At 63.4% G+C, this 22,472-nt stretch carries 25 protein-coding genes, 1 tRNA gene and 2 pseudogenes; 13 read left to right on the top strand and 15 right to left on the bottom strand.

Annotated features, from left to right (window positions below; translation table 11 throughout):
- Nucleotides 1-90 precede the first annotated feature (90 nt).
- From ACL9RL_RS02490 to ACL9RL_RS02500, 3 genes are all read left to right on the top strand, one after another.
- Nucleotides 91-588 (top strand): HNH endonuclease, encoded by a 498-nt coding sequence (locus tag ACL9RL_RS02490; RefSeq protein ID WP_422778631.1) that lies wholly within the window; start codon nucleotides 91-93, stop codon nucleotides 586-588.
- Between the two features lie 252 nt (nucleotides 589-840).
- Nucleotides 841-915, top strand: a tRNA-Arg gene (locus ACL9RL_RS02495).
- A 523-nt stretch (nucleotides 916-1,438) separates the two neighbouring features.
- On the top strand, nucleotides 1,439-1,660 hold the full coding sequence (locus ACL9RL_RS02500; protein ID WP_422778632.1) for a hypothetical protein: 222 nt from the start codon (nucleotides 1,439-1,441) through the stop codon (nucleotides 1,658-1,660).
- 150 nt (nucleotides 1,661-1,810) lie between these two features.
- Here the strand turns inward: ACL9RL_RS02500 and ACL9RL_RS02505 are convergent.
- From ACL9RL_RS02505 to ACL9RL_RS02550, 10 genes and pseudogenes are all read right to left on the bottom strand, one after another.
- Nucleotides 1,811-2,725 (bottom strand): annotated as a pseudogene (locus ACL9RL_RS02505) (recombinase family protein); the annotation flags it as partial.
- 276 nt (nucleotides 2,726-3,001) lie between these two features.
- Nucleotides 3,002-3,796: a hypothetical protein gene (locus tag ACL9RL_RS02510; protein WP_422778633.1), complete on the bottom strand. Its 795-nt coding sequence runs from the start codon at nucleotides 3,794-3,796 to the stop codon at nucleotides 3,002-3,004.
- Complete coding sequence (locus ACL9RL_RS02515; RefSeq protein ID WP_422778634.1) at nucleotides 3,793-4,119, bottom strand: hypothetical protein; 327 nt, start codon at nucleotides 4,117-4,119, stop codon at nucleotides 3,793-3,795. The genes ACL9RL_RS02510 and ACL9RL_RS02515 overlap by 4 nt, the downstream gene beginning before the upstream one ends.
- Complete coding sequence (locus ACL9RL_RS02520; RefSeq protein WP_422778635.1) at nucleotides 4,116-5,036, bottom strand: replication-relaxation family protein; 921 nt, start codon at nucleotides 5,034-5,036, stop codon at nucleotides 4,116-4,118. The genes ACL9RL_RS02515 and ACL9RL_RS02520 overlap by 4 nt, the downstream gene beginning before the upstream one ends.
- A 217-nt stretch (nucleotides 5,037-5,253) precedes the next feature.
- The gene (locus tag ACL9RL_RS02525) at nucleotides 5,254-7,434 is read right to left on the bottom strand and encodes a type IV secretory system conjugative DNA transfer family protein (protein WP_422778636.1); all 2,181 of its coding nucleotides are present in this window, start codon (nucleotides 7,432-7,434) and stop codon (nucleotides 5,254-5,256) included.
- Nucleotides 7,431-7,661, bottom strand: a complete 231-nt coding sequence (locus ACL9RL_RS02530; RefSeq protein ID WP_422778637.1) for a hypothetical protein — start codon at nucleotides 7,659-7,661, stop codon at nucleotides 7,431-7,433. The genes ACL9RL_RS02525 and ACL9RL_RS02530 overlap by 4 nt, the downstream gene beginning before the upstream one ends.
- 172 nt (nucleotides 7,662-7,833) lie before the next feature.
- Nucleotides 7,834-8,037, bottom strand: a complete 204-nt coding sequence (locus ACL9RL_RS02535; protein ID WP_422778638.1) for a hypothetical protein — start codon at nucleotides 8,035-8,037, stop codon at nucleotides 7,834-7,836.
- An 8-nt stretch (nucleotides 8,038-8,045) separates the two neighbouring features.
- Nucleotides 8,046-8,684, bottom strand: a complete 639-nt coding sequence (locus tag ACL9RL_RS02540) for an MT-A70 family methyltransferase (RefSeq protein WP_422778639.1) — start codon at nucleotides 8,682-8,684, stop codon at nucleotides 8,046-8,048.
- A 260-nt stretch (nucleotides 8,685-8,944) separates the two neighbouring features.
- Nucleotides 8,945-9,205 (bottom strand): hypothetical protein, encoded by a 261-nt coding sequence (locus ACL9RL_RS02545; RefSeq protein ID WP_422778640.1) that lies wholly within the window; start codon nucleotides 9,203-9,205, stop codon nucleotides 8,945-8,947.
- Between the two features lie 5 nt (nucleotides 9,206-9,210).
- Nucleotides 9,211-10,173 (bottom strand): hypothetical protein, encoded by a 963-nt coding sequence (locus tag ACL9RL_RS02550; RefSeq protein WP_422778641.1) that lies wholly within the window; start codon nucleotides 10,171-10,173, stop codon nucleotides 9,211-9,213.
- A 112-nt stretch (nucleotides 10,174-10,285) separates the two neighbouring features.
- Here ACL9RL_RS02550 and ACL9RL_RS02555 point away from each other — a divergent pair, with 112 nt between their 5' ends.
- A complete protein-coding gene (locus ACL9RL_RS02555) occupies nucleotides 10,286-11,530 on the top strand; it encodes a hypothetical protein (protein ID WP_422778642.1) in 1,245 nt (414 codons plus the stop codon).
- Nucleotides 11,531-11,597: 67 nt separating this feature from the next.
- On the opposite strand, the gene ACL9RL_RS02560 is transcribed toward ACL9RL_RS02555, so the two are convergent.
- On the bottom strand, nucleotides 11,598-12,116 hold the full coding sequence (locus ACL9RL_RS02560; RefSeq protein WP_422778643.1) for a hypothetical protein: 519 nt from the start codon (nucleotides 12,114-12,116) through the stop codon (nucleotides 11,598-11,600).
- Between the two features lie 373 nt (nucleotides 12,117-12,489).
- Between ACL9RL_RS02560 and ACL9RL_RS02565 the strand changes: the two genes are divergently transcribed.
- The 6 genes from ACL9RL_RS02565 to ACL9RL_RS02590 all read left to right on the top strand — a co-directional run bounded on the left by ACL9RL_RS02565 (nucleotide 12,490) and on the right by ACL9RL_RS02590 (nucleotide 17,333).
- Nucleotides 12,490-13,224, top strand: a complete 735-nt coding sequence (locus ACL9RL_RS02565) for a hypothetical protein (RefSeq protein ID WP_422778644.1) — start codon at nucleotides 12,490-12,492, stop codon at nucleotides 13,222-13,224.
- A complete protein-coding gene (locus ACL9RL_RS02570; protein ID WP_422778645.1) occupies nucleotides 13,224-14,648 on the top strand; it encodes a helix-turn-helix domain-containing protein in 1,425 nt (474 codons plus the stop codon). Before ACL9RL_RS02565 ends, ACL9RL_RS02570 begins: the two co-directional genes overlap by 1 nt.
- Nucleotides 14,649-14,821: 173 nt before the next feature.
- Nucleotides 14,822-15,850, top strand: coding sequence for a tail fiber protein (locus tag ACL9RL_RS02575; protein WP_422778646.1), 1,029 nt, complete (start codon nucleotides 14,822-14,824; stop codon nucleotides 15,848-15,850).
- Nucleotides 15,851-16,034: 184 nt separating this feature from the next.
- Nucleotides 16,035-16,457: a hypothetical protein gene (locus ACL9RL_RS02580; protein WP_422778647.1), complete on the top strand. Its 423-nt coding sequence runs from the start codon at nucleotides 16,035-16,037 to the stop codon at nucleotides 16,455-16,457.
- 130 nt (nucleotides 16,458-16,587) lie between these two features.
- Nucleotides 16,588-16,818, top strand: coding sequence for a hypothetical protein (locus ACL9RL_RS02585; protein ID WP_422778648.1), 231 nt, complete (start codon nucleotides 16,588-16,590; stop codon nucleotides 16,816-16,818).
- Nucleotides 16,815-17,333 carry a hypothetical protein gene (locus tag ACL9RL_RS02590; RefSeq protein WP_422778649.1) on the top strand — a complete coding sequence of 173 codons (519 nt, stop codon included), beginning with the start codon at nucleotides 16,815-16,817 and terminating at the stop codon, nucleotides 17,331-17,333. The genes ACL9RL_RS02585 and ACL9RL_RS02590 overlap by 4 nt, the downstream gene beginning before the upstream one ends.
- Nucleotides 17,334-17,339: 6 nt before the next feature.
- Here the strand turns inward: ACL9RL_RS02590 and ACL9RL_RS02595 are convergent, their stop codons facing one another.
- From ACL9RL_RS02595 to ACL9RL_RS02610, 4 genes are all read right to left on the bottom strand, one after another.
- The gene (locus ACL9RL_RS02595) at nucleotides 17,340-17,600 is read right to left on the bottom strand and encodes a hypothetical protein (protein WP_422778650.1); all 261 of its coding nucleotides are present in this window, start codon (nucleotides 17,598-17,600) and stop codon (nucleotides 17,340-17,342) included.
- A 130-nt stretch (nucleotides 17,601-17,730) separates the two neighbouring features.
- The gene (locus ACL9RL_RS02600) at nucleotides 17,731-18,402 is read right to left on the bottom strand and encodes a hypothetical protein (RefSeq protein WP_422778651.1); all 672 of its coding nucleotides are present in this window, start codon (nucleotides 18,400-18,402) and stop codon (nucleotides 17,731-17,733) included.
- Nucleotides 18,403-18,508: 106 nt separating this feature from the next.
- Nucleotides 18,509-18,898 carry a hypothetical protein gene (locus tag ACL9RL_RS02605; protein ID WP_422778652.1) on the bottom strand — a complete coding sequence of 130 codons (390 nt, stop codon included), beginning with the start codon at nucleotides 18,896-18,898 and terminating at the stop codon, nucleotides 18,509-18,511.
- A gap of 9 nt (nucleotides 18,899-18,907) precedes the next feature.
- Nucleotides 18,908-19,690 (bottom strand): hypothetical protein, encoded by a 783-nt coding sequence (locus tag ACL9RL_RS02610; RefSeq protein WP_422778653.1) that lies wholly within the window; start codon nucleotides 19,688-19,690, stop codon nucleotides 18,908-18,910.
- A gap of 237 nt (nucleotides 19,691-19,927) precedes the next feature.
- Here ACL9RL_RS02610 and ACL9RL_RS02615 point away from each other — a divergent pair, with 237 nt between their 5' ends.
- The 3 genes and pseudogenes from ACL9RL_RS02615 (at nucleotide 19,928) to ACL9RL_RS02625 (ending at nucleotide 22,276) form a co-directional block, all read left to right on the top strand.
- Nucleotides 19,928-20,278, top strand: coding sequence for a hypothetical protein (locus ACL9RL_RS02615; RefSeq protein ID WP_422778654.1), 351 nt, complete (start codon nucleotides 19,928-19,930; stop codon nucleotides 20,276-20,278).
- A gap of 158 nt (nucleotides 20,279-20,436) precedes the next feature.
- Nucleotides 20,437-21,033: a DUF3846 domain-containing protein gene (locus tag ACL9RL_RS02620; RefSeq protein WP_422778655.1), complete on the top strand. Its 597-nt coding sequence runs from the start codon at nucleotides 20,437-20,439 to the stop codon at nucleotides 21,031-21,033.
- Nucleotides 21,034-21,274: 241 nt separating this feature from the next.
- Nucleotides 21,275-22,276: pseudogene (locus ACL9RL_RS02625) on the top strand (IS481 family transposase).
- Nucleotides 22,277-22,472: the final 196 nt, after the last annotated feature.

Genomic DNA, 22,472 nt, shown 5'->3' on the forward strand with positions numbered 1-22,472 from the left:
TGCCTGGAAGTCGGCGGATGCCATGCGATCTCCGAGGGGCGACGTCGTTTCGTCGCGGCAGCCGTCGCGGCCGATCGAAAGGGAGCGTGCATGCGCACACTGGTGTTGAATGCGGGCTATGAGCCGCTCGCGATCGTGTCCTTCAAACGGGCTCTGATGCTCGTGATGAATCAGAAGGCCGTTGTGGTCGAGATCGACTCCTCGCATCCCGTCTACGCGTCGAGTGGGGAGTTCGATCGTCCGTCGGTCATCCTCCTCACCCGGTACGTGCGGATCCCGCATTCGAGACGCGTCCCCGTGACGCGTCGTGGTGTGCTTCGTCGCGATGGACACCGGTGCGCGTACTGCGGCAAGTCGGCGACGACAATCGACCACGTCCTGCCGCGCTCGCGCGGGGGAGTGGACAGCTGGGAGAACCTCGTTGCGTGCTGCCTGCGCTGCAACAACGTCAAGGGCGACCGGACGCCGTCGGAGATGAACTGGGACCTCGGGATCTCCCCGCGCATGCCGCACGGTTCGCACTGGATGGTGCGAGGCGTCGAGCGCCCTCAGCCCGACTGGGAGCAGTACCTGGAGCCTGCGGCGTAGTAGGCAGTCGCGGTGTTCCGCTGCACCCCGCTGCGTCCCGCTGCGCCCGCACGTCCCTCCTTCCCCGTCCACGAGGTGAGGCGCATTGTCGTCACTTTCTACGCGAGGTGAGGCGAATTGTCGTCCGCCCGCGCTCCGAGGGGCGATATGCCTCCCCTCGCGACGGGGCTAGCTGCTGCATGGGCGACGGCGAGGGGCGAGCGGCGAGGGGTGGCGTGCGAACGCCGCGTCTCCGCTAAACTCGTGTGGTCAGCCTCTGTAGCTCAATGGAAGAGCAGTTCCGTCCTAAGGAAAGGGTTGGGGGTTCGAGTCCCTCCAGGGGCACCAGAGAACGCTTACTAGAACCCAGAGCACTTTCCATGGGCTCTAGTCGGTCTTCTCTGGTTGACAACAATTCAGGCGACGCTTCGGCGTCTCCTTTGATCGTCTCGGAGTCAGATCCGAGATCAAAGGACTCCGCCCAGGCAACTTGCGCTTCCATGAGAAGCCGTGCGGGTTCCGCGAGTTCAGACTCGGCGCGGTCTTGATCCATGACCCAGATGCGCTTGAAGATGGACTGATTGAGTTCCCGACGCATCTCGTTGCTGGCGGTTCGGTACATCTCATAGGGATCGCGCAAGAGTTGCAGCCATCCCTTGAGGTAGTCCGCGCCGATGCTGATGTCGTCGTCGATCGTCGAGAGACGTGCTTGCAGCCCTGCGCGCTCCCGCTCGATCTCGGTGATCTTCTCGCGAGCTTTGGAACCAGCTAGTCCACCGTCAGCGACGAGATCGATCAGGTTGTCTGCGCGAGTCTGTAGTCGAATGATCTGGCCCTGGATCTGGTCGCGCATCTGGCGCTGGGTCCCGGCTTGATCCCGCAGCACGGCGTCTATCTGGGCGTCGACCCACTCGATGAACTCAGCGCGCAATTGCACAGTGCGGTAATGCTCGATGATCTTGTCCTCGACAAGGTCGAACGGAAGGTGACGCGAGTCGCAGATGCCCTCTTGACGACCCCGGCAGAAGAAGTAGAAGTACTCGCCACCAAGTCGTCCAATCGAGCGCTGAATCAGCATCCTCTTTGCGTGTAGTCCTCGGACTGCGTAGCACTCCCCGCACCAGAGGGTGCCCTTCAGATAGTGGGGATAGATGCGCTTGCGCTCGCCAGCGCGCCCCGATGCTTCGAGGCGAACTTGAACCCGGTCGAAGAGTTCGCGGTCGATGATCGCAGGGTGTCGACCTTCGAACTTCTCGCCCTTGTAGGTGATGTCACCGACGTAGTACGGATCACGCAGCATCGACGAAATCTTCGAGGTCGATATGGGACCGGCTGGTCGACGCGCGGTTGGGCGAGTCTCGAGTCCGCGATCGGTCAATGCATCCGCGATGTCCTCCATGGAGACGTCACCTTCGTCGAACATCTTGAATGCAAGTTGCACGAAGGGCGCGCGTTCTTCATCGACTGCGATGCCGCGAAACTCGCGGCCCTCGACGCGTTCAAGCGTGTTGATGTAGCCGAGGGGAGCCTTGCCAAGTGTCCCTCCGTTCTTGGCCTTCTGCCCCATCTTGTAGGCGATATCGGCACCGTCTTCGCGAGACCGGTACTCGTTGAATGCGGAGAGGATGCCGTGCATGAGTTGCCCGACGGGCGTCGCATCGATCTGTTCGGTTGCGGAGATCAGGGTGACGCCGCGCTTCTGTAGGTCTGCCATCACGATGGCGTCGTCGGTGCGGTTTCGTGCGAAGCGAGAGAGCTTGTAGACGATGACGTAGTCGACGTCCTTGTCGCGGCGGATACGTTCGAGCATGCGCTGGAACTCGACGCGCTTGGTCATCTCGGTTCCGGAGATCCCGGCCTCGACGTACTCGGCCACGATCGAGAGTCCGAGTTGGTCGGCCTTGCGCTCGCAAGACAGGCGCTGGGCTGGGATGGAGATGCCTTCGGGGTCGTAGTCGGTGTTGACCTGCCCCTTGGATGAGACGCGTAGGTAGACGACGGCTCGGCTGCCCGCTGGCGCGACTGCGCTCACCAGTGTGTTCTCAGTGGCGTCTGGCCATGAGGTGTCCGCGCTTGCCGCGACGGGTTCGGTGGCGGGCCGGAGCCGCGGTGGTGCCGCAACGAAAGCGGACGGTGGGGCGGATTCTGGCAGGTTCATGGCTGCCCTCCTTTCGGATGTGAGGGGACAGCCTCGAGGCGAGCAGCTACTCGGTTTCGAGAGAGAGGTGGTGGAGTGTGCGCCCCGTGATTCTTCGGGCCAGGGCGCGTGCCCGATGTCTGATCCGCCATCGGTTGCGTTCTCCGTTTACCCTCCAATTTTACCTCGTCAGGCCCGGATTTCCGGGCCTGTTGACCATTCCACAACACTCCCTGTCTGCCCACGGAGAACACCACTTTCGCGCGACGCTGGCGTCTCGAACCCACCGTCAGGGTGCTACTTGTTGAAGGCATAGACGGCTCCCTTGTGCTCGACGAGGTCATAGATCTCGCGGGTCTGCGCCTCGATGACACGGAGGTCGAGAGTGACCGCTCCGGGGAGCAACCCGCGCTCTGAGGCGAACGACTGGAGGTCGGCTTCCCACACTTCGACCTCCATGAGGCCCCGGAGTGCCGCCTCGACGGAATCGAACGTGCCAACGTAGGACTCGTCGAAGCTCTCGATGAGGTCGGGGCTGGTGGCGTCGACATCGGACAGCGAAAGGAAGGCCTGCAGGGCGTCATTCCTGCTGAGCTCCAGGATTTCAAGCGAGCGGCGGAGCTCGTCAACGCTGGTCTGAGTGCGGTCGGCGGGGATGTGCACGGTGAACGTCTGCTCACCGATGGTGACAGATGTCTCCACGAGCAGGAGCTGCAGCGTCGGTGGCAGGTGGTCGTTCATGAACTGCCGCCCGCTGCTGGTTCGTTCCCGCGCAATGACGTGCGTGCCGAACCAGTCGATCCACTCCCTAATCCCAGGCGGGGTGGTGGGGTCGATGTAGAGGTCGAGGTATTCCTCGCGGAGCGGCTCGTAGCATCCGTCGCTGTAGCCCGCCCGTCCGTACTCGGCCAGTGCTGAGGCGCGGCCTACGGCACGTCCGAGCACGTGGGCGATCTGGCGGGCAGTGTGCTCATCGATCTCGCGCTGCTCCTGCTTTGCGGTGGCGATGCCTTCGACGATCTGCTGTTCGTAGCGGCCGGCAGTGCGAACGAGCCGCTCGGGGTTTCGGGTGCTCGGTTCTTGCTCGTTCATCGGCGCCCACCTCCCGAGATGACGAAGCGCCCGAGCATGTCGACCCAGGACTCCCGCTCGAGCGGGACGCGCACCTCGTTGAGTTCATCGAGCGCGTCCTGAGGGTGGAGCGACCCGGTGGCCGCGAAGCGCTCGAGGACGGAACCTAGTCCAGGGTGCACGGCGGCGGCGATGAGTCGCGCCAGGTATTCGTCCTGTGCTTCGGGATCGAGCGTCATCCAGAACTCGATGAGCTCACGGGCGCGCTCGGTCTGGTCTGGGCCAGCGGCGACCTTCGTTGGTGTGGTCAGCTCAGATGGGCTGGTCTGCGTGGTTGATGTCATGGGGATACCTCCTTTCGGTTACTTGATTTGTCAGGGTCAGGGTCAGGGTCAGGGTCAGGGTCAGGGTCAGGGTCAGGGTCAGGGTCAGGGTCAGGGTCAGGGTCCGTATTAGTGCTCGGCTCGGGGCTTAGCACGCTGAGTGCTTGGTCGGCGGTGACGACGTGGAATAGGTCGCTCGTCAGGCTGGCCTCGCCTCGGATCGCGGCACGGATCCGCTCGGCGCGGCCCGCGGTCGGGACGACCCAGACGACGGCAGGGAACAGGCCTGAGTCGGCTTGCTCGATGCCTGAGCGCCAGTACCGCTGGTAGGTGTGGCACTTGCGAAGAATCGCGGGCAGATGCTCCGTGTCGAGATCGATCTCGACGAACGCATGTGACTCGTAGTCGGCATCGGCGGTCACCATGAATAGGTCCGGCTTGAGCCAATCGGTCGTACCGTCTTCGCGGGTCGAAGTCCGCCAACAGTCCGGCTCCGTCTGCAGCGTCAGGATGTCGAAGTGACCCTGACGCGAGTGTTCAACGGTCCGCACGGCGAGTTCGGCGGTCGCCACGGTGTGAGCCGTGAACTTCTCAGACGGCTCGACGAAGCGTCGTCGGTTCGGGTTGCCGTCGAGTGCGCGCAGCAGTCGCTCACCGAGCGCCGCGAGCTGCCAGACGTTCGCGGCAGAGCCCTTGTCGTACCCACCGATCCTGCGGCTGAGTCGAACGATGAGGCGATGTCCCTCAAGCCGAGCGAGTACCCGTACCGTGGTTCGCGCTGCCGAGCTCGACGAGACGTGATCGAGAAAACGCAGGCGCTGGATCTGTCCGGTCGTGAGTAGGCGGAAGGTCTCGATGGCGCGCAGTACTTCGAGATCCCGAGGGCTCAGGTGTTGTCTGATCTGATGGATCTTGTAGGTAGATGGAGTGGGCTTCATCGTCCGCCTCCAAAGTGAATGGCCAGGGAGCGGCCTCCGGCGCTGGCAGGGCGAACACCAGTGATAACAGGGGTAGTCCCATCCCGATTGGCCCCTTCTGCCGCCAAACACGGGCCTTCTAGCGGTTCTCTCAGGCATCGGGTTCGAGTACCCAGTGGACAGGCGACCGGAATACCCCTGCCAGAGGTCAGCGGGTGCCGAGTGATGTAGTCGCGGCTCATGGTCGCCTCGCTCTGCGATGCCCGCCGACCGGTGGTTCGGGCCCGCCGCCTGACTCAGATGTCCCGCTGGCAGCCGTGCTCGGCCTGATGTCGACTGGCTCATCGGTGGGCTGGCTGTCCGCGCCGTAGCGCTCGCGGCTGGCAGCGCGCACGTGTGCCCCGCTCTCCAGCGAAGGAGTAGGTGAGGCGGTTCGGGCTGAGAACCAGCCGGTGACGCCGCCCTGATCGACGAGCTGTGCGTAGATCTCATAGGTGGGCAGGCTCATGAAGTCCTCAGCCTCCAGCCCACGTCCTGTCGCCATGCGGGCGAGGTCGCGGGCATCGTCTGCGCCCAGGCCGAAGACGATCTTGTTGCGCGCGTTGGCGTCGAACGCGGCACGCATGGCTGGTGGCAGCTGCGCGCGGAACTGGTGTGCCAAGTTCCAACTGACTCCGTAAGAGCGGCTGGTGGCCAGCGCATCAGCGATCGAGGTCGGCAGGTTCAGAAACTGCTGCACTTCGTCGATGTAGATCGAGCCCGGGCGGCTGGTCGGGTTCGGTTCGCTCGCCCGCTCGAGTGTCGCCATCCAGAGTTCCGAGACGACCAGGCTGCCGAGCAACTGCGCTGCACCCGGGCCCAGGAGGGCATCGTTGAGCGGGATGAGCACGGTCTTGCCCTCCCGGAAGACATCGCGCAGACGCAGCTTCGAGCGGCTCTGCCCGAGCACGGCGGCGAGGTTTCGGCGTAGCACGAACTTGCGCAGCTTGTTCATGGGAGCGGCGATGATGCTCGCTCGTGCTCCGGGACTGAGTTCCTCGTACCCTGCCCAGAAGGACGCCAGGGTCGGGTTGCTCGCAACGGCTCCGGAGACGGTGCGCCGGAAAGGAGCATCGGTGAGCAGTCTCGGGAGATCCAGCAGCGTGTACGGCTCGCCTCGGGCGACACCTGCGTGTGCCAGCGAGAGTAGGCCGGCGTGCAGGAGATCTTCGGTGCGCGGTCCCCAGCCGTCCTCGAATACGGCCTTGAAGGCGCTCAGGATGCCATCGACAACGACGTCGGCGTTGCGGCCTTCGGTATCGAGCGGGTTGAACCCGACCGGTCGCTCGTCCGCCGCGTCCAGGACAACGACGTTCTCTGTGAGATCCGCTGGAATGCGGTCGCTGACGTAGTCGATGAGCTGGCGCTTGGGATCGACGACGACCACCGGACGTCCGGCCTTGATGTCGGACAGGATCAGGTGAGCGAACACCATCGACTTTCCGGACCCGGTCGGGCCGGACACGACAAGGTGTTGCAGCCGGGCCTCGGGACGGATCCCGACCGGACGGGTGTCGCCGGGAGCCGTCGTGATGGCGAAGCAGTTCTCGGTACTGCTCAGCGAGACAGGCGCAGGCAGGCGCTTAGGGTGCAGGGTCGGCATGCCGGGGAGTTCCCCGCCTCCGACTGGCCATCCCAAGAGGGGGATCAGCTCGTTCGGTGAAAGCTGCAGGCGGAACCGTCGGATGCGCTGCGGTTCGTTGATCGCCTGCGCGGAGTCACGGATGAGCTCGATGCGAACGCCCGGTGCCTGCAGTGTCTGGAGTGCACCGAGTACCTGGTGTCCCAGTGCACGCCGGCGGTCCGGTGTCTCGGCCACAACGCCCACGGCGATGTTCAGATCGAGTGTCGTCTGTTCCGCCCGACGCCTCAAGCGGGTGCGTATCTCACTACTGGCCGGCTTGTTGCCGCGAGTGAGTGAATGCCAGATGCTGGAGTCGGTCGGGTCGGCGGCGATGCTCGGGACGATCTGCGGCCGGTGCCCGCGACCGAGCGCAATCTGGATAACGAGTGCTTCGCCGGGCTTTCGGAGCCCGAGCGCGGCGTACAGGGCGTGCACGGCGGCCTCGGTTGCATCTGGGTTGAGTGGCAGTGAGCGAGGTTCGATGTGCACTCGCCTAGCGCCGCTGACCGGTGTCCTCGAGGCGTTTGACGATGTCCGTGCTCCGGGGAGTTGGTCTTCAACGAGTCGGCAAAGGTGGCCCAAGCGGTCGATGGTGCTGCCGATGAGGTGCGTGACGCCGTGGTCGCCCGCCCTTGTCTCGAAGATCGCAGGACGCGGCGCGTCTGGTGACGAGAGCCGAGCGATGAGCCGGGCGACGTGAGCGGGGTCGAGCGGCACCGGGAGGTAGAGGCGGGCGAAGACGATCGGCTCGCTCATGGGCGGACCTCACCGCTGTCATGGGCCCGAGACTCGGCGTGAGACGTCGCGTCGGGCTGCGGCTGAGCCTGCTGGGCCTCCTTCTCGCGCCGTGCCTGCTCCAAAGCCGCGGAGACGAGTACCTTCGCCATCTGCTCGGGCGTCAGGTCGTGGTTCAGTTCGCTGAACACCCACACGCGCCGATCCGCACTCTTGCGGTAGCGGCGACGGGTCTGACGGTTGGTCATAGGGAAACCTCCTTTCCTGTCTGCTCGTCTCTCTTCTCTGTCGGGAGCGGTCGTGGGGTGGGCCCGGATGGGGGATGACCGTTTATGAGGCAGGTCGTTCGTTCTGTCAAGGGGCGTTGTCCATTCCACAACGCCTGCCCAGAGGTGAACGTGCTCACGCTCTTGATCGCCTTCACCAGCGATCCCGTCGTGACTGCGTGATCCGAAACGCGGCGTACCCGGCCGCACCGACGGCCGCGAGTAGCACCAGCCAGCCCCAAAACTGCGACAGCAGTTGCAGGGAGAAGTGCAGCAGGAGGATGCCGCCGAAGACGGCGAAGCAGAAGCTGAGGAAGCGGCGCGCGAGCGTCACCGGCTCCTTGTCTTTGTCGGCCACGAGTCATCTCACCTGACCTCTCCTGCAAGACCGGGGTCTCCGGAGTGCCCCGCAGTCAAGAGCCGAGTGAAGTCGGACGGCACGGGGTAGCCGGGGATCGTGATGTCGCTCTCGATTTCGTTACCCCACACGGACCAGTCCGAGTGACTGTTCGGTCGCTCCCTCGCGAAGAGCTCGAGGTAGGGGCCGTCGAGAATGCGCTCGATGAGCGGGATCATCTCTTCGGGCTTGCGTGAGTGGTCTTGGCGCGGGAACAGCAACGTCGAGCGCTGCCCACGGAACTTGAACGGTGCCTTGCCGCGAGTGCCGTGCAGCAACAGTTCGTGCGTGCCGCGGAAGTAGTTCCCGAGCCCCATGTAGTACTTGTCCCAGGCGGCGTTGGTCTTGTACTCGAAGCCCCAGGCCTTCATTACCTCGAGGCCGGCGGGCAGCGCCGCGTTGGTGACCCAGAGCAGAAGGGTGGCGTTATCGGAAGCGAGGTCGGCGACCGGCATCGCCTTGATCGCCTCTAAGTTCATGACGTCGTAGTGGCGGTGAGCGCCGCGGGCACCGAGTTGGGCGATGTCCCACGGTGGGTCGGCGTAGATGACGCTGAAGCGTCGGCCTCCCTCTTGCTCGGCCTTGGGTTGGTGGGTGGTGCTGTTCACGAAGATCTCCTTTCTCGTCCGGGTGGTTAGAGGGTCCGGATCGGGGACGGATGGTTATGAGGCATGGCAAACGGGTCGTCAATGTTCCGGTCGCTATGCAGTGCCAGCGACCGGAACGGCGACGCGAAGAGAGCCGACCGAAGGTCGGGAGTTGCTCTCAGAGAACTGATCTGGCGGCGATTTCGGTTGTTGTGAAATCGTCAACGGGCGACGTCGGGAGCGAGTCAGAGAGCCAGGCTCGAGACCTCGGCCGCCATCCCTTACGAGGTGCGCTGGCGGCCGGCGACTGCTTCGCGGATGAGCTCGCGGTGGGCGTGAAGCGCCGCTTCGTCGAGCGCGCTGCCTAGCGCGCCAGCCTGGCTCACCATCGAATACACCTGCCGGAGTTGCTGCTCAGCGTGCTCCGCGCGGCGGCGCTGCTTGTCGACGGCAAACGAGACGAGCAGTGCACCAAGGATCAAGCCAAGGGCGACCAGCAGAACCAGGTAACCGCCGACGACCCAGATGTCATTTGCAGTCACAGCCATCACCGCCCGAATCGCTGGATCGCGGCGGATGCGGCAAGCGTGTAGGCGTCCACGATGGCCTTGATGCGAGCCTCCGCGAGCGGCGCGACCGCGAGGTAGTGACCCTCAATGCCTGACAGCATGGCGACGTTCTCCATGGCGCGCATCGCGAGCCGGTGGCGCATGTCATCGGTGAGGGCCGAGATGGCCCCACCGAGCTGTACCTGCTCGATAGCGGCGAGCGCAGCGCGCTGCTGGCGGGGTGTCAGCGACCCGCCGACAGCGCCACCGCCACCGAGCGGCATCGGAACGAGAGAGTTTCCGGGAACGAGGGACATGAGGGGATCTACCTTTCTGGCGGGGGTTGGGGATGAGGACGGGATGGGTGCTGCTGGGGTCGGCGTGAGGGAACTGCGAGGCGACGAAGGAGCGTGCGGAGCGACGGAGGTCGCCGCACCGTGCACGATGAAGGCGCGTTCCATCTCTGAGACGAGATCTGCGAAGAGCACTTGGCCTCGCCTGCTCAGGCGAGTGGTGCAGTGACTGCCTCCCGCGTCTTTCTCGACGAAGCATTCGGTGAGTTGGGCGATGTCGCCGAACTCCGCGTTATGCACAGCACCGTCGGTGTCTTTCACGCCGTGCTCTGCCGCATAAAGGTGAGCCAGCTCGTGCGCCAGCGTCACGACGGCGTCGCAGCCGGGCTGCTTGCCGTGGAAGTGCCCCTGCGCGCGATCCGAGTTCAGAAGAATCTCGTGTTTGCGGGTACCGCCCTTGACGTGGGCGTGCTCCGCGAAGTGGCCGAGCGACTTACCAGGGCGGTGCTTCACTTTCATGACGGTCCGGCGCGCTCCGTCCGCGATGCCGGGAAGGTTTGGCTCTAGGCGGTCTGCCATCTTGAGCAGAACGGACTGGACCGTGGCGGTGAGTTCCTTGTCGGCGATGCTGATCTGCTCGGCAGTTGCTGTTGTCGGTGTGCTGTTCATGGGCGACCTCCGGGTGTGTTCGACCGGTGCGGTCGAGAGATGGTTCTCAGCGTGTCGAGCAGTTCTCGCCACTGCGCTGAAACATCCGCCCAGTTCCCGCCAGAATTGATGTATGGACCGTGCAGCAGAGGAGATCGAGGATTTCGAGCGCGTACTCGCTCGCGAACTCACTGCGCTTCGTGTCCGTGGCATCGGTCACATCGATGCGCATCGGAGTGGTTCGCTGCCGATCCCATACCTGCGGAGGATCGCCGCCCTGTGGTCGATGCGCGACACAGCAAGTCGAGAAGACCTGCGGACAATGCTGGAAGCGGCGACGCAGGGACTCGAGCCGCAAACGGCTGAGGTGGTAGAAGTGCTGTTCGGTCTTGGTGAGTGGCGTTACGCAAGCCACACACCACGAACACTGCTAGACGAGGCGTACAAGCTTCCTGGATTCGCGCACAGTGCCGAGCGATCGCGGGAGCGGCGGCGCTACGAGCTGACTGCCGAGCTCGCCGAGCAAATAGTGGGCATGGTGGACACTCTCACCAACGCGAAGCACCTCGACTTCTTAGACGGCGGTCTTAAACGGGGTTACGCGGACGAGGCCAGCGTCGAGACCAGGTATCAGCTCGGGCAACTGCGAGCCCAGATACTCGCGCTCTACCAGGCGGCGGAGCGTTGGCAACTGATGCCGTGGTGGCGCGTGCCCGCGCGGATCCAGTTTGTGACCGCGCTCGTTGCCCGCGTGCTGGTCGTTGACCACACGATTCAACATGAACTGGACAACCCTTTTGCTCCCCCGAGTTTTCTGGTGCGGCGTGCCTCGGTGCTTCTCGGGAGCCGTGTAAACGACCGGCGCAGGTGGGAGCGCATGTATGCACTCTCGGGGTCGCTGGACTGGGTGAATCGATATGGCCTACTGCAGCGGAGGCTCTGGCTCTGGTTTCCGCTGCGGATGTTCGGGCTCTATCGACAGCTCTCGCCTAAACGCCCGCTACGCGCACCAGGATTTGGCGTGGAAAGCGAAGACCTGCGGGTCGCGCTCGTTTGGCAGGTCTACAAGTGGGCTGCGCAGATGGGCACCGCTGACGAGCTTCCATCGCATGAGCTCACTCAGGAGCTGACGGACTTCCTCATGATGCGCGAGCGGGGAGCTCGGCGGTGGCTTGAGCGCGACATGGACCGCGCAGACTTCGAGCTGTTGCAGTTTCGGCGTCCGAAGGAGTCTCCAGTTGTTTCCGTGCCGCTACTGGACGACGGCGACCTCGCCCGCCGGATCGACTTGTTATGGGCGGACGCAGAGAGTGCGTGGCTCAAGCAGCTCAAATCCTCCTTCGGCCCCGCACCCGACTCATCCAAGGACGACCAGTAGCCACACGGGTCGCGATGCGTCGGTAGGACGTGAAAAGCCCCGCACTATTCTGTGCGGGGCTGGTTTCTCACGGCTGAGGTGAAAAGGCGTCGTCGTAGATCAGTGTCTGCTGGTTCTTGTATCCCTGCCGGCGGCGAAGCACCACAGTGTGGTGGACAAGCCGCGTTTTCGCAGGTACGACCGCTCCATCGCCAACAATTGAGTGCATGCCGATTCGGGACCCGTCCGAGATGCGCGCACATTCGCCGATGTAGCTGTTGTGCCCAATCCGGACACCCAGGCCGACGTATGCACCCTCTGCCACAGTGACGCCGTAGTCGATTCGAGCGCCGCCGCTGACAGTTCCGGCGACTCGGCAGCGATGGTCAATCCAAGCGCCGTCTGCAACGTGGGTGTGCATGGCGATGGTTGTGCCAGCGCCGACGCGTGCACCAACGCCGATAGTGGCGCGAAAGGAGATGACTACGCGCGGACCGACTATTGCCTTGGCCCCGATGATGACGCGTTCGCCAATCCGAGCCGAGGGGTCAACCTCCGCGCTTGGGTCAATTCTTGCCGTGGGGTGAATGTTCGTCTGATAGTTCATGGGAGCTCCCAACTTGATACCCAGTCCGTGGGTAGTCGGGGTCGCCATGAGCGGCAGACCGATCCGCTCTTCAAGACTGAGATGCTTCAAGAAGGGGTCGGTCTTCCGCTGTGCGAGACTGCCTCATATTATAGAACAAACGTTCGAATGTGTCAATACCCTCGCATCCGTTGTCGGTGGCGGGTGGTCTACTTATCCAAGCGAGCAGACCGGTAAAGGCGTTCGCGCCGGGAGCAAAGGCTGGCGGTTTCGTGCTCTGAGTGCACGAGTTTGTGCGCGACATGCGCGACACGCCACCGATGAAATGACGAATTTCTGATTCTGGCTAAACCAATCTGCTAGTGTGTTCCTTGTTGGCAGACAGGAGACACCCATGGAAGAGCGACCAGATTGGCGCGAAGAGTTCTCGGATGAAGAGCTCGCAGCGATTCGCAGCGCTATCCCGAACGCGATCCACGCCAGCCAGGAGCGGTCCGCTCGGGCGCACACCGAGTACGCCGACCCTGACGGGGACCAAGACGTCTATGGCGTCGGGATGTCGCGTGGCGCGCAGAAGGAACTCCAAGCAGCGCTCAAGGGGCTCGACTCATACCGCGAGCAGCGCGTGCAAGGAACCCGGCGCACCCTGACCTTCGTCGGCGACACGCTCCTGTTTCTGCAGCGGGTCGGCAAGAAGATGCCGCGCAACCACCGCCGCTTCCGGTTGAGCTACCTCCCCGAGCAGCGCCGTGAACTGCTCGAGAAGACCAGCAACGTCAAGTACACCGAGCCCGGCCTGTTCGACTTGCCGCAAGAAGAGGCTGACGAGGCAGCCAACCTCTCCGATGTGCTCGACATCGTCGGCGACGCCGGCCGCGTGACCCTGTTCGTGCCGTACTACAGCAGCACGCCGTTCAGCGTCGGGTCGATGTTCTGGGCTCCGGCTCGCCTCCGAGGTCGCTACCTCGAGTTCACCGATCCGGAGCGCTTGACCTACGTGAAGGAGCCCGCTGCGAAGCAGGAGAAGCGTGAAGCTCCCCGTCCGGCGGCCGGGTTCGCAGAGGGGGAGCGCCCGCGCACCTCTGCCAAGCTTCGACCACGCCCCGAGGACCAGAAGGGCCGCAGCTGATGGCCGACAAGCCAACGGCGTCCCAGCCAAGCCTCACCGATGTCGCTCGCCTGTTCGACCCGGCTCGGCTCACTCAAGCGCGCCAAGTCTGCAAGATGAGCAAGACCGAACTCCACCAAGCGGTCGGGGTGTCGGCGGCAGCGATCGGACAGTACGAGCGCGGCGAGATGAAGCCGCGAGCCGAGACGATCGCCCTGCTCGCTGATGCGCTGCGCGTGCCGCCCGGATTCTTCGCGCACGGTCGCCCGAAGGCGCAGGTCGATATCGCAGAGGCTTCGTTCCGTCGTCTGCGGTCGACGTCGCTCGCCCAGCAGCAACAGGCGACGGCCTACGTCGAACAAGCGTGGGAGCTCAGTTGCTACTTGGAAGAGAGTGTCGAGTTCCCGGCGCTGGATCTGCCGGACTGGGCGCTCGCCGAGTCGGACGACTCTCCGGATCCCATCACGGCAGCGCGGGCTATGCGCGTGTACTGGAACTTGGGTCAGGAGCCGATCGAGCACCTCGTCTACCAGCTGGAGCAGCACGGGATCCTCACGGTGTTCTTCACCATGAAGCAGGACGGCGAGCCCGATGACAAGGGCCGTATCGACGCGTTCTCGACCACCGCTTTGCCCCGCCCGATGATCGTGCTCACTCCCGACAAGGCCAACGACGTGATGCGCCACCGGTTCTCCGCGGCGCACGAGCTCGGCCACATCGTGCTGCACCATGGCCGGCAGGGCACGGATTCTCAGATGGAGCGCCAGGCCGACATGTTCGCGGCGGAGTTCCTGACGCCCAAGAAGGTCATCGGCGAGCAACTCCCTCGGCGGCTGAATTTCGACAAGCTCGAGGAACTCAGCCAGTGGTGGGGTGTCTCCGTGCATTCGCTGGTGTACCGCTCCAAGGAGCTGGAGCTCATCTCCGAGTCCACTGCCCGTCGCGCCTACATGACGCTCAGCAGCCTCCCGCGCCGGCCTCTACCCATCCGGGATTTCCCGGGGGAGCGCCCGGAGCTTCTCAATAACGCCATCGAGCTACTCGACACCGTCGATGTCACGCTCACGCAGATCGCAGCCGATCTGCAGATGACGCCCAAGCATGTTCGGCGCCTCGCCGACATCGACGACCCGCAGCCCAAGCTCTCGCTCGTGGGCAGCACAGACGACCGTCGGTCCATACAGACAGTGGATCCGACGGCGGCTCTCGGTACCTCCGAGAGTGAATCCCAAGAGGAAGGAGCCGACATGGCTCACCGTTCCGCAATATCCGGCCGCTACATCTCGAATGCAGCGGCCGCCAGGCACCCGAAGACGAGCGTCACCGAATCCGGTGGCAACAAGTCCAGTGGTGTGCACAACCGGTCTGCAATCAGCGGGAAGTACATCTCCAACGCTGCCGCAGCACGTCACCCGAACACCAGCGTGACCGAGCGCGGCAAGTAGACCGCACTCACCCTGAAACCGGAGAGGGCGTTCGATCTCACTGATACTGAGATCGACCGCCCTCTTCTGCTGCCACTGTAGCGACTCCCCCCGGTTCGTCGGTGCAGTTGTAAAAACCGCAACATCAAACGTCTTGAACGAAACGCGCTTGTGGTTCATAGTCATGGGCAGCAATGACGCAACAAGTACCCATCCGTGCAGGCCGATCAACCGACTCGTTAGGCAGCCGAGCTTCCTCGAGTCGCCGAACTTCCGGCACCACGGCCCAGCAAGGCTTCGCCCTTCCCGCAGTCCTGATCGTCTCAGTCATCTTGCTGATGTTGCTCGTCACGGGGATGTCCGCAACGGTGGCAGTGAACAACGGCCTCCGCGACCAGCACTACACGAAGTTGGCCGAACTCGCGACGGACGCAGGGAACGAGTTCGCGACGGCGTGTTTCGAACAATCGGGTAACCAGATCAGTTGGACGAACGAGAAGCCGCTTCGCCCGAACACTGACTGCGCTGGGAACATCGACTCATCTGCTTCTGCCTACGTCATTGATCGTGATGGCATTCGTACCTTCTTCGTCGTAGACGGTTCTGCTCAAGCTAAGGGCTACACCGAGGGTGTGAGGAGCTCGACCAATCTCGCATGGCGTGTATGGACGAGCAGTTCGGCGAACGCTGTAGCGGTGCCGGTGTCGACTATGCCTGTCGGATCGATCATCTCTCTCGCTTGGACCTCCGGCACTACGGCCCCGGATGGCTATCTTTGGACTGACGGGCAATGTGTTTCCCGCACCACCTACAGCGCGCTTTTCGCGAAGTTCGGGACTGCTTATGAGGCAGACATAACGGCATCTTTCGGATGGGGTGCGTGTGCGAGTTCTGAGTTCCGACTTCCGCTCACCAACGACCGAGTTCTCGTAGATCTGGGTAGTGATGGAAATTTCAACGCAGTCGGCAAGCACAGAGGAGCAACCACTCACACTCTGACCTCAGCCCAAGTTCCTCCGCTGCAAATCACGCGCAGTGGTTCAAACCAGGTCTTTGTGCAGTCGAACGGCAACGATGCTCCTGACAACAATGGATACTCCAACAACCGGTTTTACATGGGTTCCGGAGGTTCCCCGTATCCTCCGGTCATCGCTAACGGTGGCGGTCAGGCTCACAACATCGTCCAGCCGTCGGTGGTTGTGCGAATGGCGATCAAGTACTGACAAATTGCATCCCGCTCATGCTTGACGAAATCGATCGATGAGCGCATAGTTACCACCCAGACCGGAGGAGACGCCGGTCTGTTTGTCGTTTCGGGTGAAGACCCGGACGTGGGCGTCGGCCCAGCACCGTCGTGCTGGTTAGCCGCCTGCGCCCGCAGGACTCCAACCCGAGAGGAGCATCATCATGTCAATATCCGTCTCCACCCCAGTGTCGACCACCCTCGTTGACGCTCCGCCAGAACTCATTTGCATCGACGGAGAGTTCTATCGACGGCACAAGTTCGGCGGCGGACTCGTGGCCGTCACAGCCAAGGTCGCACCGTCCGCTTACGTTGATCGTCGAGCGATGGTCCGCGGTCACGCGGTCCTTCTGGGAACGGCACGCCTGTTCGGCGAAGCCATCGCCGAGGACCATGCAGTGCTCGGCGGCATGACTACCCTGCGCGACCGCGCAAGGGTGGGAGGCGAAGCCATCCTGATCAGCGGCGTGATCGTTCGAGAGGATGCCTACGTTGGTGGGAAGACCTGTCTGGAAGGACCGATCGTTGTCGAGGGCAAAGCCCAGGTCATCGACGTAAACCTTCGCGGTCGACTCACCCTCCGGTGAATCGACACCTTAGAGCCCGCACCACCGGCAGAGAAGCACCCGGCTCCAGCTGTGGCATCTCTGCCGTCGCTGGAGTCGGGCTCTTTTCATTGTCCGAGGTCATGTCTGCGGAGATCAGTACGCTTCCACCATGGCTCTCGACGACACGCTCACCCGCGACAGTCGGACGGTTGCCGAACATCTCGACGCTCTCGACCGCCCGCTAAGTTACGACGAGTTTGTTTCGGAGATCGCGGCAGTCGCTCCCGCCTCGAGCGACATCCACTGGATGGCCGACAACCAACTGGTCAACATCTTCTTCGCGCGCCGGACGGCCAGTCCGGCGCTTCTGACGTCGCGGCTGCGCGAGTGGCTCGCATGACCATCCCTGCCGAGTGGACTCGGGCCGGCCTCCAGGACGCCGGTTTCGAAGGGTTCCTCCCGCTCGCGGCGCTCCCTCCTGCTGCCGTGCCGAAGTTGCCAGGTATCTACGTCATCCTGCGTGAGTCCAACGCGGCGCCGACCTTCTTGGGGCAGAGCATCGCCGGCAGGTTCAAGGGAGTCGACTCGACCGTCGGAGTTGCGGTGCTCGAGGCGGCTTGGGTCGACGGCACTCCTGTCGTCTACATCGGCAAGGCGGGCTGGGGTATCAAGCAAGATGGAATCCGTCGCCGACTCAGTCAGTACCGACGGCATGGTGCTGGGAAGGCGGTCGGGCACCGCGGCGGCGAGTACATCTGGCAGCTCGCAGACTCAGCGCAACTATTGGCGTGCTGGAAGACCACATCGGACGACGAAGTGCAGCCGCTCGAGACGGCCATGATCGACGCGTTCGAATCCCGCTTCGGGCGCTGGCCGTTTGCTAACCGCAAGCACGAGAGACGCACCGCGCTGTAGCGGAACCTACCGCTTGACCCGCACTGCGTAGCCGCACTCGATGAGCTCGTCGATCGCGGCACGGATCTCCCACTCATCTTCCAGGGCATCGTCGTACGGGTCGATCGGCTGCCCTTGGTAGGTGAGCAGCAACGCGTAGAGCCCCTTGGCTGCGAGCGACAGCCGCGGGTCGCTCATCGCGGAGTCTGTAATCGCGGTGTCAGTAGCGTCCACCTCGACCGCCCGGACGCCGGTCGGCGCGATCCAGTCAGAGGCAGGTGACGTCATGTAGTCACGGTATCGGGGTGGACTGGAGCACAGCTAGTGGGAAGCGCTGAGCCAATGGCACCCTGCTCGAGAGCGGTAGGTGATCACCTTGAGCCTGTGCTTGGCGAGTATGAGGTCGACGACGACGGCGTCAACTCTGCGGCGAATCAGTTCCGGAGCCCTCGATCGGTTCCACGCCAACCCGACTCGCGGCGTGCGCAATCATCTGTCTCACCCGAGCGACGAGCGCGGGCATCTCATCGACGCTGACCGACAGGTGGCCGTCGCCGTAGCGTGCCGCTGCTCGCTCATCGCGAAGCCGCTGCAGTAATTCGAAGAAGCCCGCGGGAGCATTGCCCATGCGCTCGTCCTGGCGGAGCCATTTGTCGCGGGCATGGTGGAACTTAGTTTCTTGGGACTCGGCAAGCATTTGCGCTTGCACGGTGAGCTCTGCCGCGGATAGCAAGTTGTCGACTGCCGGCCTGAGCGCGCGGTTCATGACTGCCTCGACGACTTCGAGATAGTCGTCGGCCAGACCGAGGAGTTCGGCAGTCCGCTGTTTGTTGTAGCGCAGATCGAACGCGATGTAGGCAGCGTCACCCACGACCACGTAGGCGAGCCAACCGCTGTCTGGGTGGACGTCGACGGGCCAGAACGACTCGAGGTCGCGGATGTTCTCGGGGGTGACCGGATCGCCCTTCTTGATCGCAGTCGCCGCGACCGCCTTCGCTTGGAGTGAGGCCTCGTCGTTGATGCGGATGATCGGGTTGCCGCTGAAGGGCGGGAGTTCGACGACCGCTCGTGTCACGTCCGAGCGGCTCAACCCGGTGTCTCGGCGCGCAAGATCGCTGTCGACCCAGGTAGTGAACATGTTCTCGATGAGGTGCTCACCGAACGAACCTTTGTCGGATGCTTCGAGGTCGCTCATGTCAGCGGAGGAGCGTGACCGGCAGTTCGACCTGCTCATCGCGACCGTTGATGTGTGCGTACGCACTGATGGTCCCGATGTCTTCGATTCCGAGGCTCGCGTCGTGGTAACGCACGACAATTGCATTGGATGAGACGGTCACGCTGTCGGACGCGTAGTTCGCCTGCGTGTTGCTTGCATTGTCAAACACCCAGGCAGTCGTTGCTTCGCCGAAGCGGACACCGAAACGCTTCCCACCGTTGCCTGTCGGGTCGTAGTAGTACATGCCGTAGCCGAAATACTCGACTGGCTTCGTGTCGACCGCCTCCGCGATGCCCCAGGTGATCGTCACGCTGTTGGCGTCCTCTTCGACGAGAACAGAGGTCACTCTGCGTGGAACGACGTTAGCCATGGCTTCTCCTTAGAAGGCAAACTGCAATGCGGCGAGGACGGTTCCGGCGATCGTAAAGAGGCCCACGACCGCCGCCCCGACGATTCGCGCGCTTGTCCAGAAACGCGGAGGAGTCTCGTCGGGAAGTGCGGTGACGGTACTGCCATGGGCCGCCTGGGCGATGTTCACTCGATTCCCGCGACCGTTGATCACCAGGTTGACGGCGTTGGCGGCCTGTGCTGGTGAAGGGAGCGCCTGCCCGCGCGGCGTGCCCGAGCGAAGCTCGGCGATGAGCTCCGCGAGACGGGTGCGGATTTGGTCGAGGACGCCTTCAAGCGCGATGGTGCTGACGCTCCAGTACAGCGACGCGATGTGGCCGTTCATTTCCTGGGTCCCGTTCATGTAAGTGACGAGGTCAGGAGCTCCCGGCGGTTGCAACTTCACCATCCGGTCGCTCTTGTGCTGGTTCACCATGCTGTGGATCTCGCTCACTCCCATTCGAAGCGGCACCATTTCATTGACGTCGTCTCTTGCGAAGTCCGGGATGTCCATAGCCCCGATCGTTTGGTGACGCACGATGCCGCCTGGCACTGCGCCATCGATCTGTAGCGGCGCAACGACGGTGCGGTAGGCAGGCAGCTCATCACCTTTGGTGTAGCCGCGTAGTTCCATCGAGGCCCAGGCACGAAGTTCGGGCGAGCCAGCATTCCCGCCAAGCAGGATGAGCTTGCGAAGAAGGGTGTCAAGAGGCTTCTCTGCCAATAGGTCGCGCTCGATCTGCCCCATCAGGTCTCTCGGCGCTCGAATGCTCACGTTCTCAGTATTGCCGTGAGGTCAGACACTTCGCGGGTGCCGCTCTGACACAGTGCAGGCTTCGGCGAGCCTAGAACCGCTAACGGTTAGTCGTTGCGAAATACACAACGTCCCGATCGGAATATTGACTCCCACGCCCGGCTGTTCATAATGATCAATCCCTCCTCGTCCGAGAGCGGCTATACGAGAGGAACCCATCCGGGGTTCGTCGGCCGCTCAAAGAAGAGGAGGTGTGGCATGAGTGATGCCACTCAGCCCACCGGGTACGCCCCGGTGTACCAGATGCGGACCCTGGCTGTTCGCATCAACGACGATCTGCGGGCACAGCTGGACGTCATCGCCCAGCTCAACGACCGCAGCGTCACCGAAGAGATCCGTATCGCCCTGGAGGGGTGGGTCGAGACCAGCAAGTCCGACCCCGCCGTCCTCCAGCGTGCCGAGACGGTTCGGGCCGACATCGAACGCGAAGCGCAGACTAAGCGCAACGCGATCACGGCCATCTTCGGCGGCTCCGCCCAGAAGGAGGGAACCTCCGGCACCACCGGAGGCTCGCGTGGGCGCGGCAAACAGGCAACGGAAGAAGCCTGAACAGCGGCAGTCGCTTCCGGGATTGAGACCTCACGAGTTCTCTCCCGGAGCGGCTGTCGCTCTCACCACCTCGACCCACCATTCCTGCTCGTTGCTGCGGCGCGGCTCCCAAGGAGAACCACCTGGTTCGCCGGCCGCTTGCAGCAAGGAGAGAAGAAATGGTCAAAGGCATCCACGTCCCCGTCGACCCGTCCGAGCCCCTCGAAGTGTGCGACTTCGCCAACCTCGCGGCGTACCAAGCCGCCGTCGAAGGATGGATCGAACCGGTCGACATCCCCGATCTCGGCATCACGATGTACGTCAACGAGGAAGGACGGTTGCGGCATCTGCCGTTCAACTCCCGGGCCTCGTTCTTGTGGTGGTACAACGTTCCGGCGTCGCGTCAGGCGATGCTGGTCGGTAACGCGGTCATTGTTGGCATGCCGGATCGAAACGGTGACAACACTGACGTGCCGGAGGAGCTGCTCGCCCTGCTTACCACCGAGGGTGGGTACGCCGTGCTGATCAAAGTCGGGACAGACCCCGCTTGGTACACCGACCCCGTGAACAAGGTGTCTTCCGTCGTCCTCCCGCTCACCAGTGGAGAGCCGAACTGGTACCTCAGCTCGGCTCGGTACGGCGACTACTTCGAAGCCGCGGTGTGGGCGATGGTGCTGCTTGAGCGGTGGAGCGATGCTGTCGACACGAAGGTCGTGCCCGTATCCGAACTGCCCGAGCACCTTCAGGCGGCGAAGAGAACGGCGACCTCAAACTAGGTGGGGAACAGGCGGCAGTCGCCCGGGATCGAGAACCGCACGAGTTCTCTCCCGGGCGGACTGTCGCCTTCTTCATTCCCGTTGCTGGTATGCAGTTGGCAGAGGGACTCCAATCAGATTTCCCGTTTGCATCGACTAGGTGTAGTGCCCAGGGACGTTGTTTGATCTGGATGCCCTGATGTGACGAGAACCTCCCGGCAGAGTGGAGCTGCTACCGCTCGCTCTGAACCAGGAGGTTCTCGTGTCTCACGCTAATGCGGCGCTCACGCCCCGCCAACGTCTTCGCATTGCCCGGCAGATCGTGGATGAGGGTTGGTCGGTCTCGGCTGCGGCTGATTACTTCCGGGTGTCGTATCCGACGGCGGCGAAGTGGGCTCGACGATACGTCGAGCTTGGCCCGGAGGGCATGGCCGATCGTTCGAGCCGACCGCACTCGCATCCGAACCGGACTCCGCAGCCGGTGGTGAAGAGGATCGTTCACCTGCGGATCAAGAAACGGCTCGGGCCAGTGCAGATCGCCGGGCGACTCGGGATACCCGCGTCGACCGTCCACGCGGTCCTGGTGCGCTGCCGCCTCAACCGACTCTCCCACGTCGATGTGAAGACCGGAGAGCCGGCCCGCCGCTACGAGCACGAGACGCCCGGCGCGCTGATCCATGTCGATGTGAAGAAGCTCGGCAACATCCCCGACGGCGGAGGGTGGCGGTTCGTCGGCCGCGTCCAGGGCGAGAAGAACCGCGAGGCGACCGCTCGCCGCACCCGCAGCCGAAACCACCGTTAGGAGCCGCGACTGGGCACCGCGTTCGTCCACACTGTCATCGACGATCACTCCCGCGTCGCCTACGCCGAGATCCACGACGACGAAACCGCCGTCACCGCGATCGGCGTGCTGCGCCGGGCGGTCTCGTGGTTCGCTGACCGCGGTGTCACGGTCGAGCGAGTTCTGTCAGACAACGGTTCTGCCTACAAGTCCCACGCCTGGCGGGACGCCTGCGCCGAGCTCGACATCAAGGCGAAGAAGACCCGCCCTTACCGGCCGCAGACCAACGGGAAGATCGAGCGCTTCCACCGCACCATGGCCGATGGCTGGGCCTTCTCGAAGCGCTACAACTCCGAGTCAGCACGCCGCAACGCACTCCCGGCCTGGCTGCACTTCTACAATCATCATCGGCCCCACACTGCCATCGGCAAGCTCCCGCCCATCAGCCGGATCTCAAACAACCTGACTGGGCACTACAACTAGGTCGGCATTTACGAAAGCACCTGGGCGTGCGATACTTGAGCAAGGATCGCGGGTTCTGGTATCGAGTCCTTCTGACTCCCGCCCAAGCGATTTCCATCATCAACGATGGCGGGGCTTAGTGCTGACGGTTTGGCCCGCCGGTACGGTGAGACTGGCCCCACTACGCACAACCTAAAGCGCGCCGCGGCGCAGGAGA

The organism is Plantibacter sp. Mn2098, assembly GCF_049319745.1.
Taxonomy (GTDB): Bacteria; Actinomycetota; Actinomycetes; order Actinomycetales; family Microbacteriaceae; genus Plantibacter.

Excerpts from the sequence above, each read along its gene's own strand:
- ACL9RL_RS02560 (WP_422778643.1), bottom strand. The coding sequence starts at position 12,116 with ATGAACTATCAGACGAACATTCACCCCACGGCAAGAATTGACCCAAGC.
- ACL9RL_RS02605 (WP_422778652.1), bottom strand. The coding sequence starts at position 18,898 with ATGGCTAACGTCGTTCCACGCAGAGTGACCTCTGTTCTCGTCGAAGAG.
- ACL9RL_RS02585 (WP_422778648.1), top strand. The coding sequence starts at position 16,588 with ATGGCTCTCGACGACACGCTCACCCGCGACAGTCGGACGGTTGCCGAA.
- ACL9RL_RS02570 (WP_422778645.1), top strand. The coding sequence starts at position 13,224 with ATGGCCGACAAGCCAACGGCGTCCCAGCCAAGCCTCACCGATGTCGCT.
- ACL9RL_RS02595 (WP_422778650.1), bottom strand. The coding sequence starts at position 17,600 with ATGACGTCACCTGCCTCTGACTGGATCGCGCCGACCGGCGTCCGGGCG.
- ACL9RL_RS02525 (WP_422778636.1), bottom strand. The coding sequence starts at position 7,434 with ATGAGCGAGCCGATCGTCTTCGCCCGCCTCTACCTCCCGGTGCCGCTC.
- ACL9RL_RS02620 (WP_422778655.1), top strand. The coding sequence starts at position 20,437 with ATGGTCAAAGGCATCCACGTCCCCGTCGACCCGTCCGAGCCCCTCGAA.
- ACL9RL_RS02580 (WP_422778647.1), top strand. The coding sequence starts at position 16,035 with ATGTCAATATCCGTCTCCACCCCAGTGTCGACCACCCTCGTTGACGCT.
- ACL9RL_RS02555 (WP_422778642.1), top strand. The coding sequence starts at position 10,286 with ATGGACCGTGCAGCAGAGGAGATCGAGGATTTCGAGCGCGTACTCGCT.
- ACL9RL_RS02590 (WP_422778649.1), top strand. The coding sequence starts at position 16,815 with ATGACCATCCCTGCCGAGTGGACTCGGGCCGGCCTCCAGGACGCCGGT.
- ACL9RL_RS02490 (WP_422778631.1), top strand. The coding sequence starts at position 91 with ATGCGCACACTGGTGTTGAATGCGGGCTATGAGCCGCTCGCGATCGTG.
- ACL9RL_RS02565 (WP_422778644.1), top strand. The coding sequence starts at position 12,490 with ATGGAAGAGCGACCAGATTGGCGCGAAGAGTTCTCGGATGAAGAGCTC.
- ACL9RL_RS02520 (WP_422778635.1), bottom strand. The coding sequence starts at position 5,036 with ATGAAGCCCACTCCATCTACCTACAAGATCCATCAGATCAGACAACAC.
- ACL9RL_RS02550 (WP_422778641.1), bottom strand. The coding sequence starts at position 10,173 with ATGAACAGCACACCGACAACAGCAACTGCCGAGCAGATCAGCATCGCC.
- ACL9RL_RS02515 (WP_422778634.1), bottom strand. The coding sequence starts at position 4,119 with ATGACATCAACCACGCAGACCAGCCCATCTGAGCTGACCACACCAACG.
- ACL9RL_RS02510 (WP_422778633.1), bottom strand. The coding sequence starts at position 3,796 with ATGAACGAGCAAGAACCGAGCACCCGAAACCCCGAGCGGCTCGTTCGC.
- ACL9RL_RS02575 (WP_422778646.1), top strand. The coding sequence starts at position 14,822 with ATGACGCAACAAGTACCCATCCGTGCAGGCCGATCAACCGACTCGTTA.
- ACL9RL_RS02615 (WP_422778654.1), top strand. The coding sequence starts at position 19,928 with ATGAGTGATGCCACTCAGCCCACCGGGTACGCCCCGGTGTACCAGATG.
- ACL9RL_RS02530 (WP_422778637.1), bottom strand. The coding sequence starts at position 7,661 with ATGACCAACCGTCAGACCCGTCGCCGCTACCGCAAGAGTGCGGATCGG.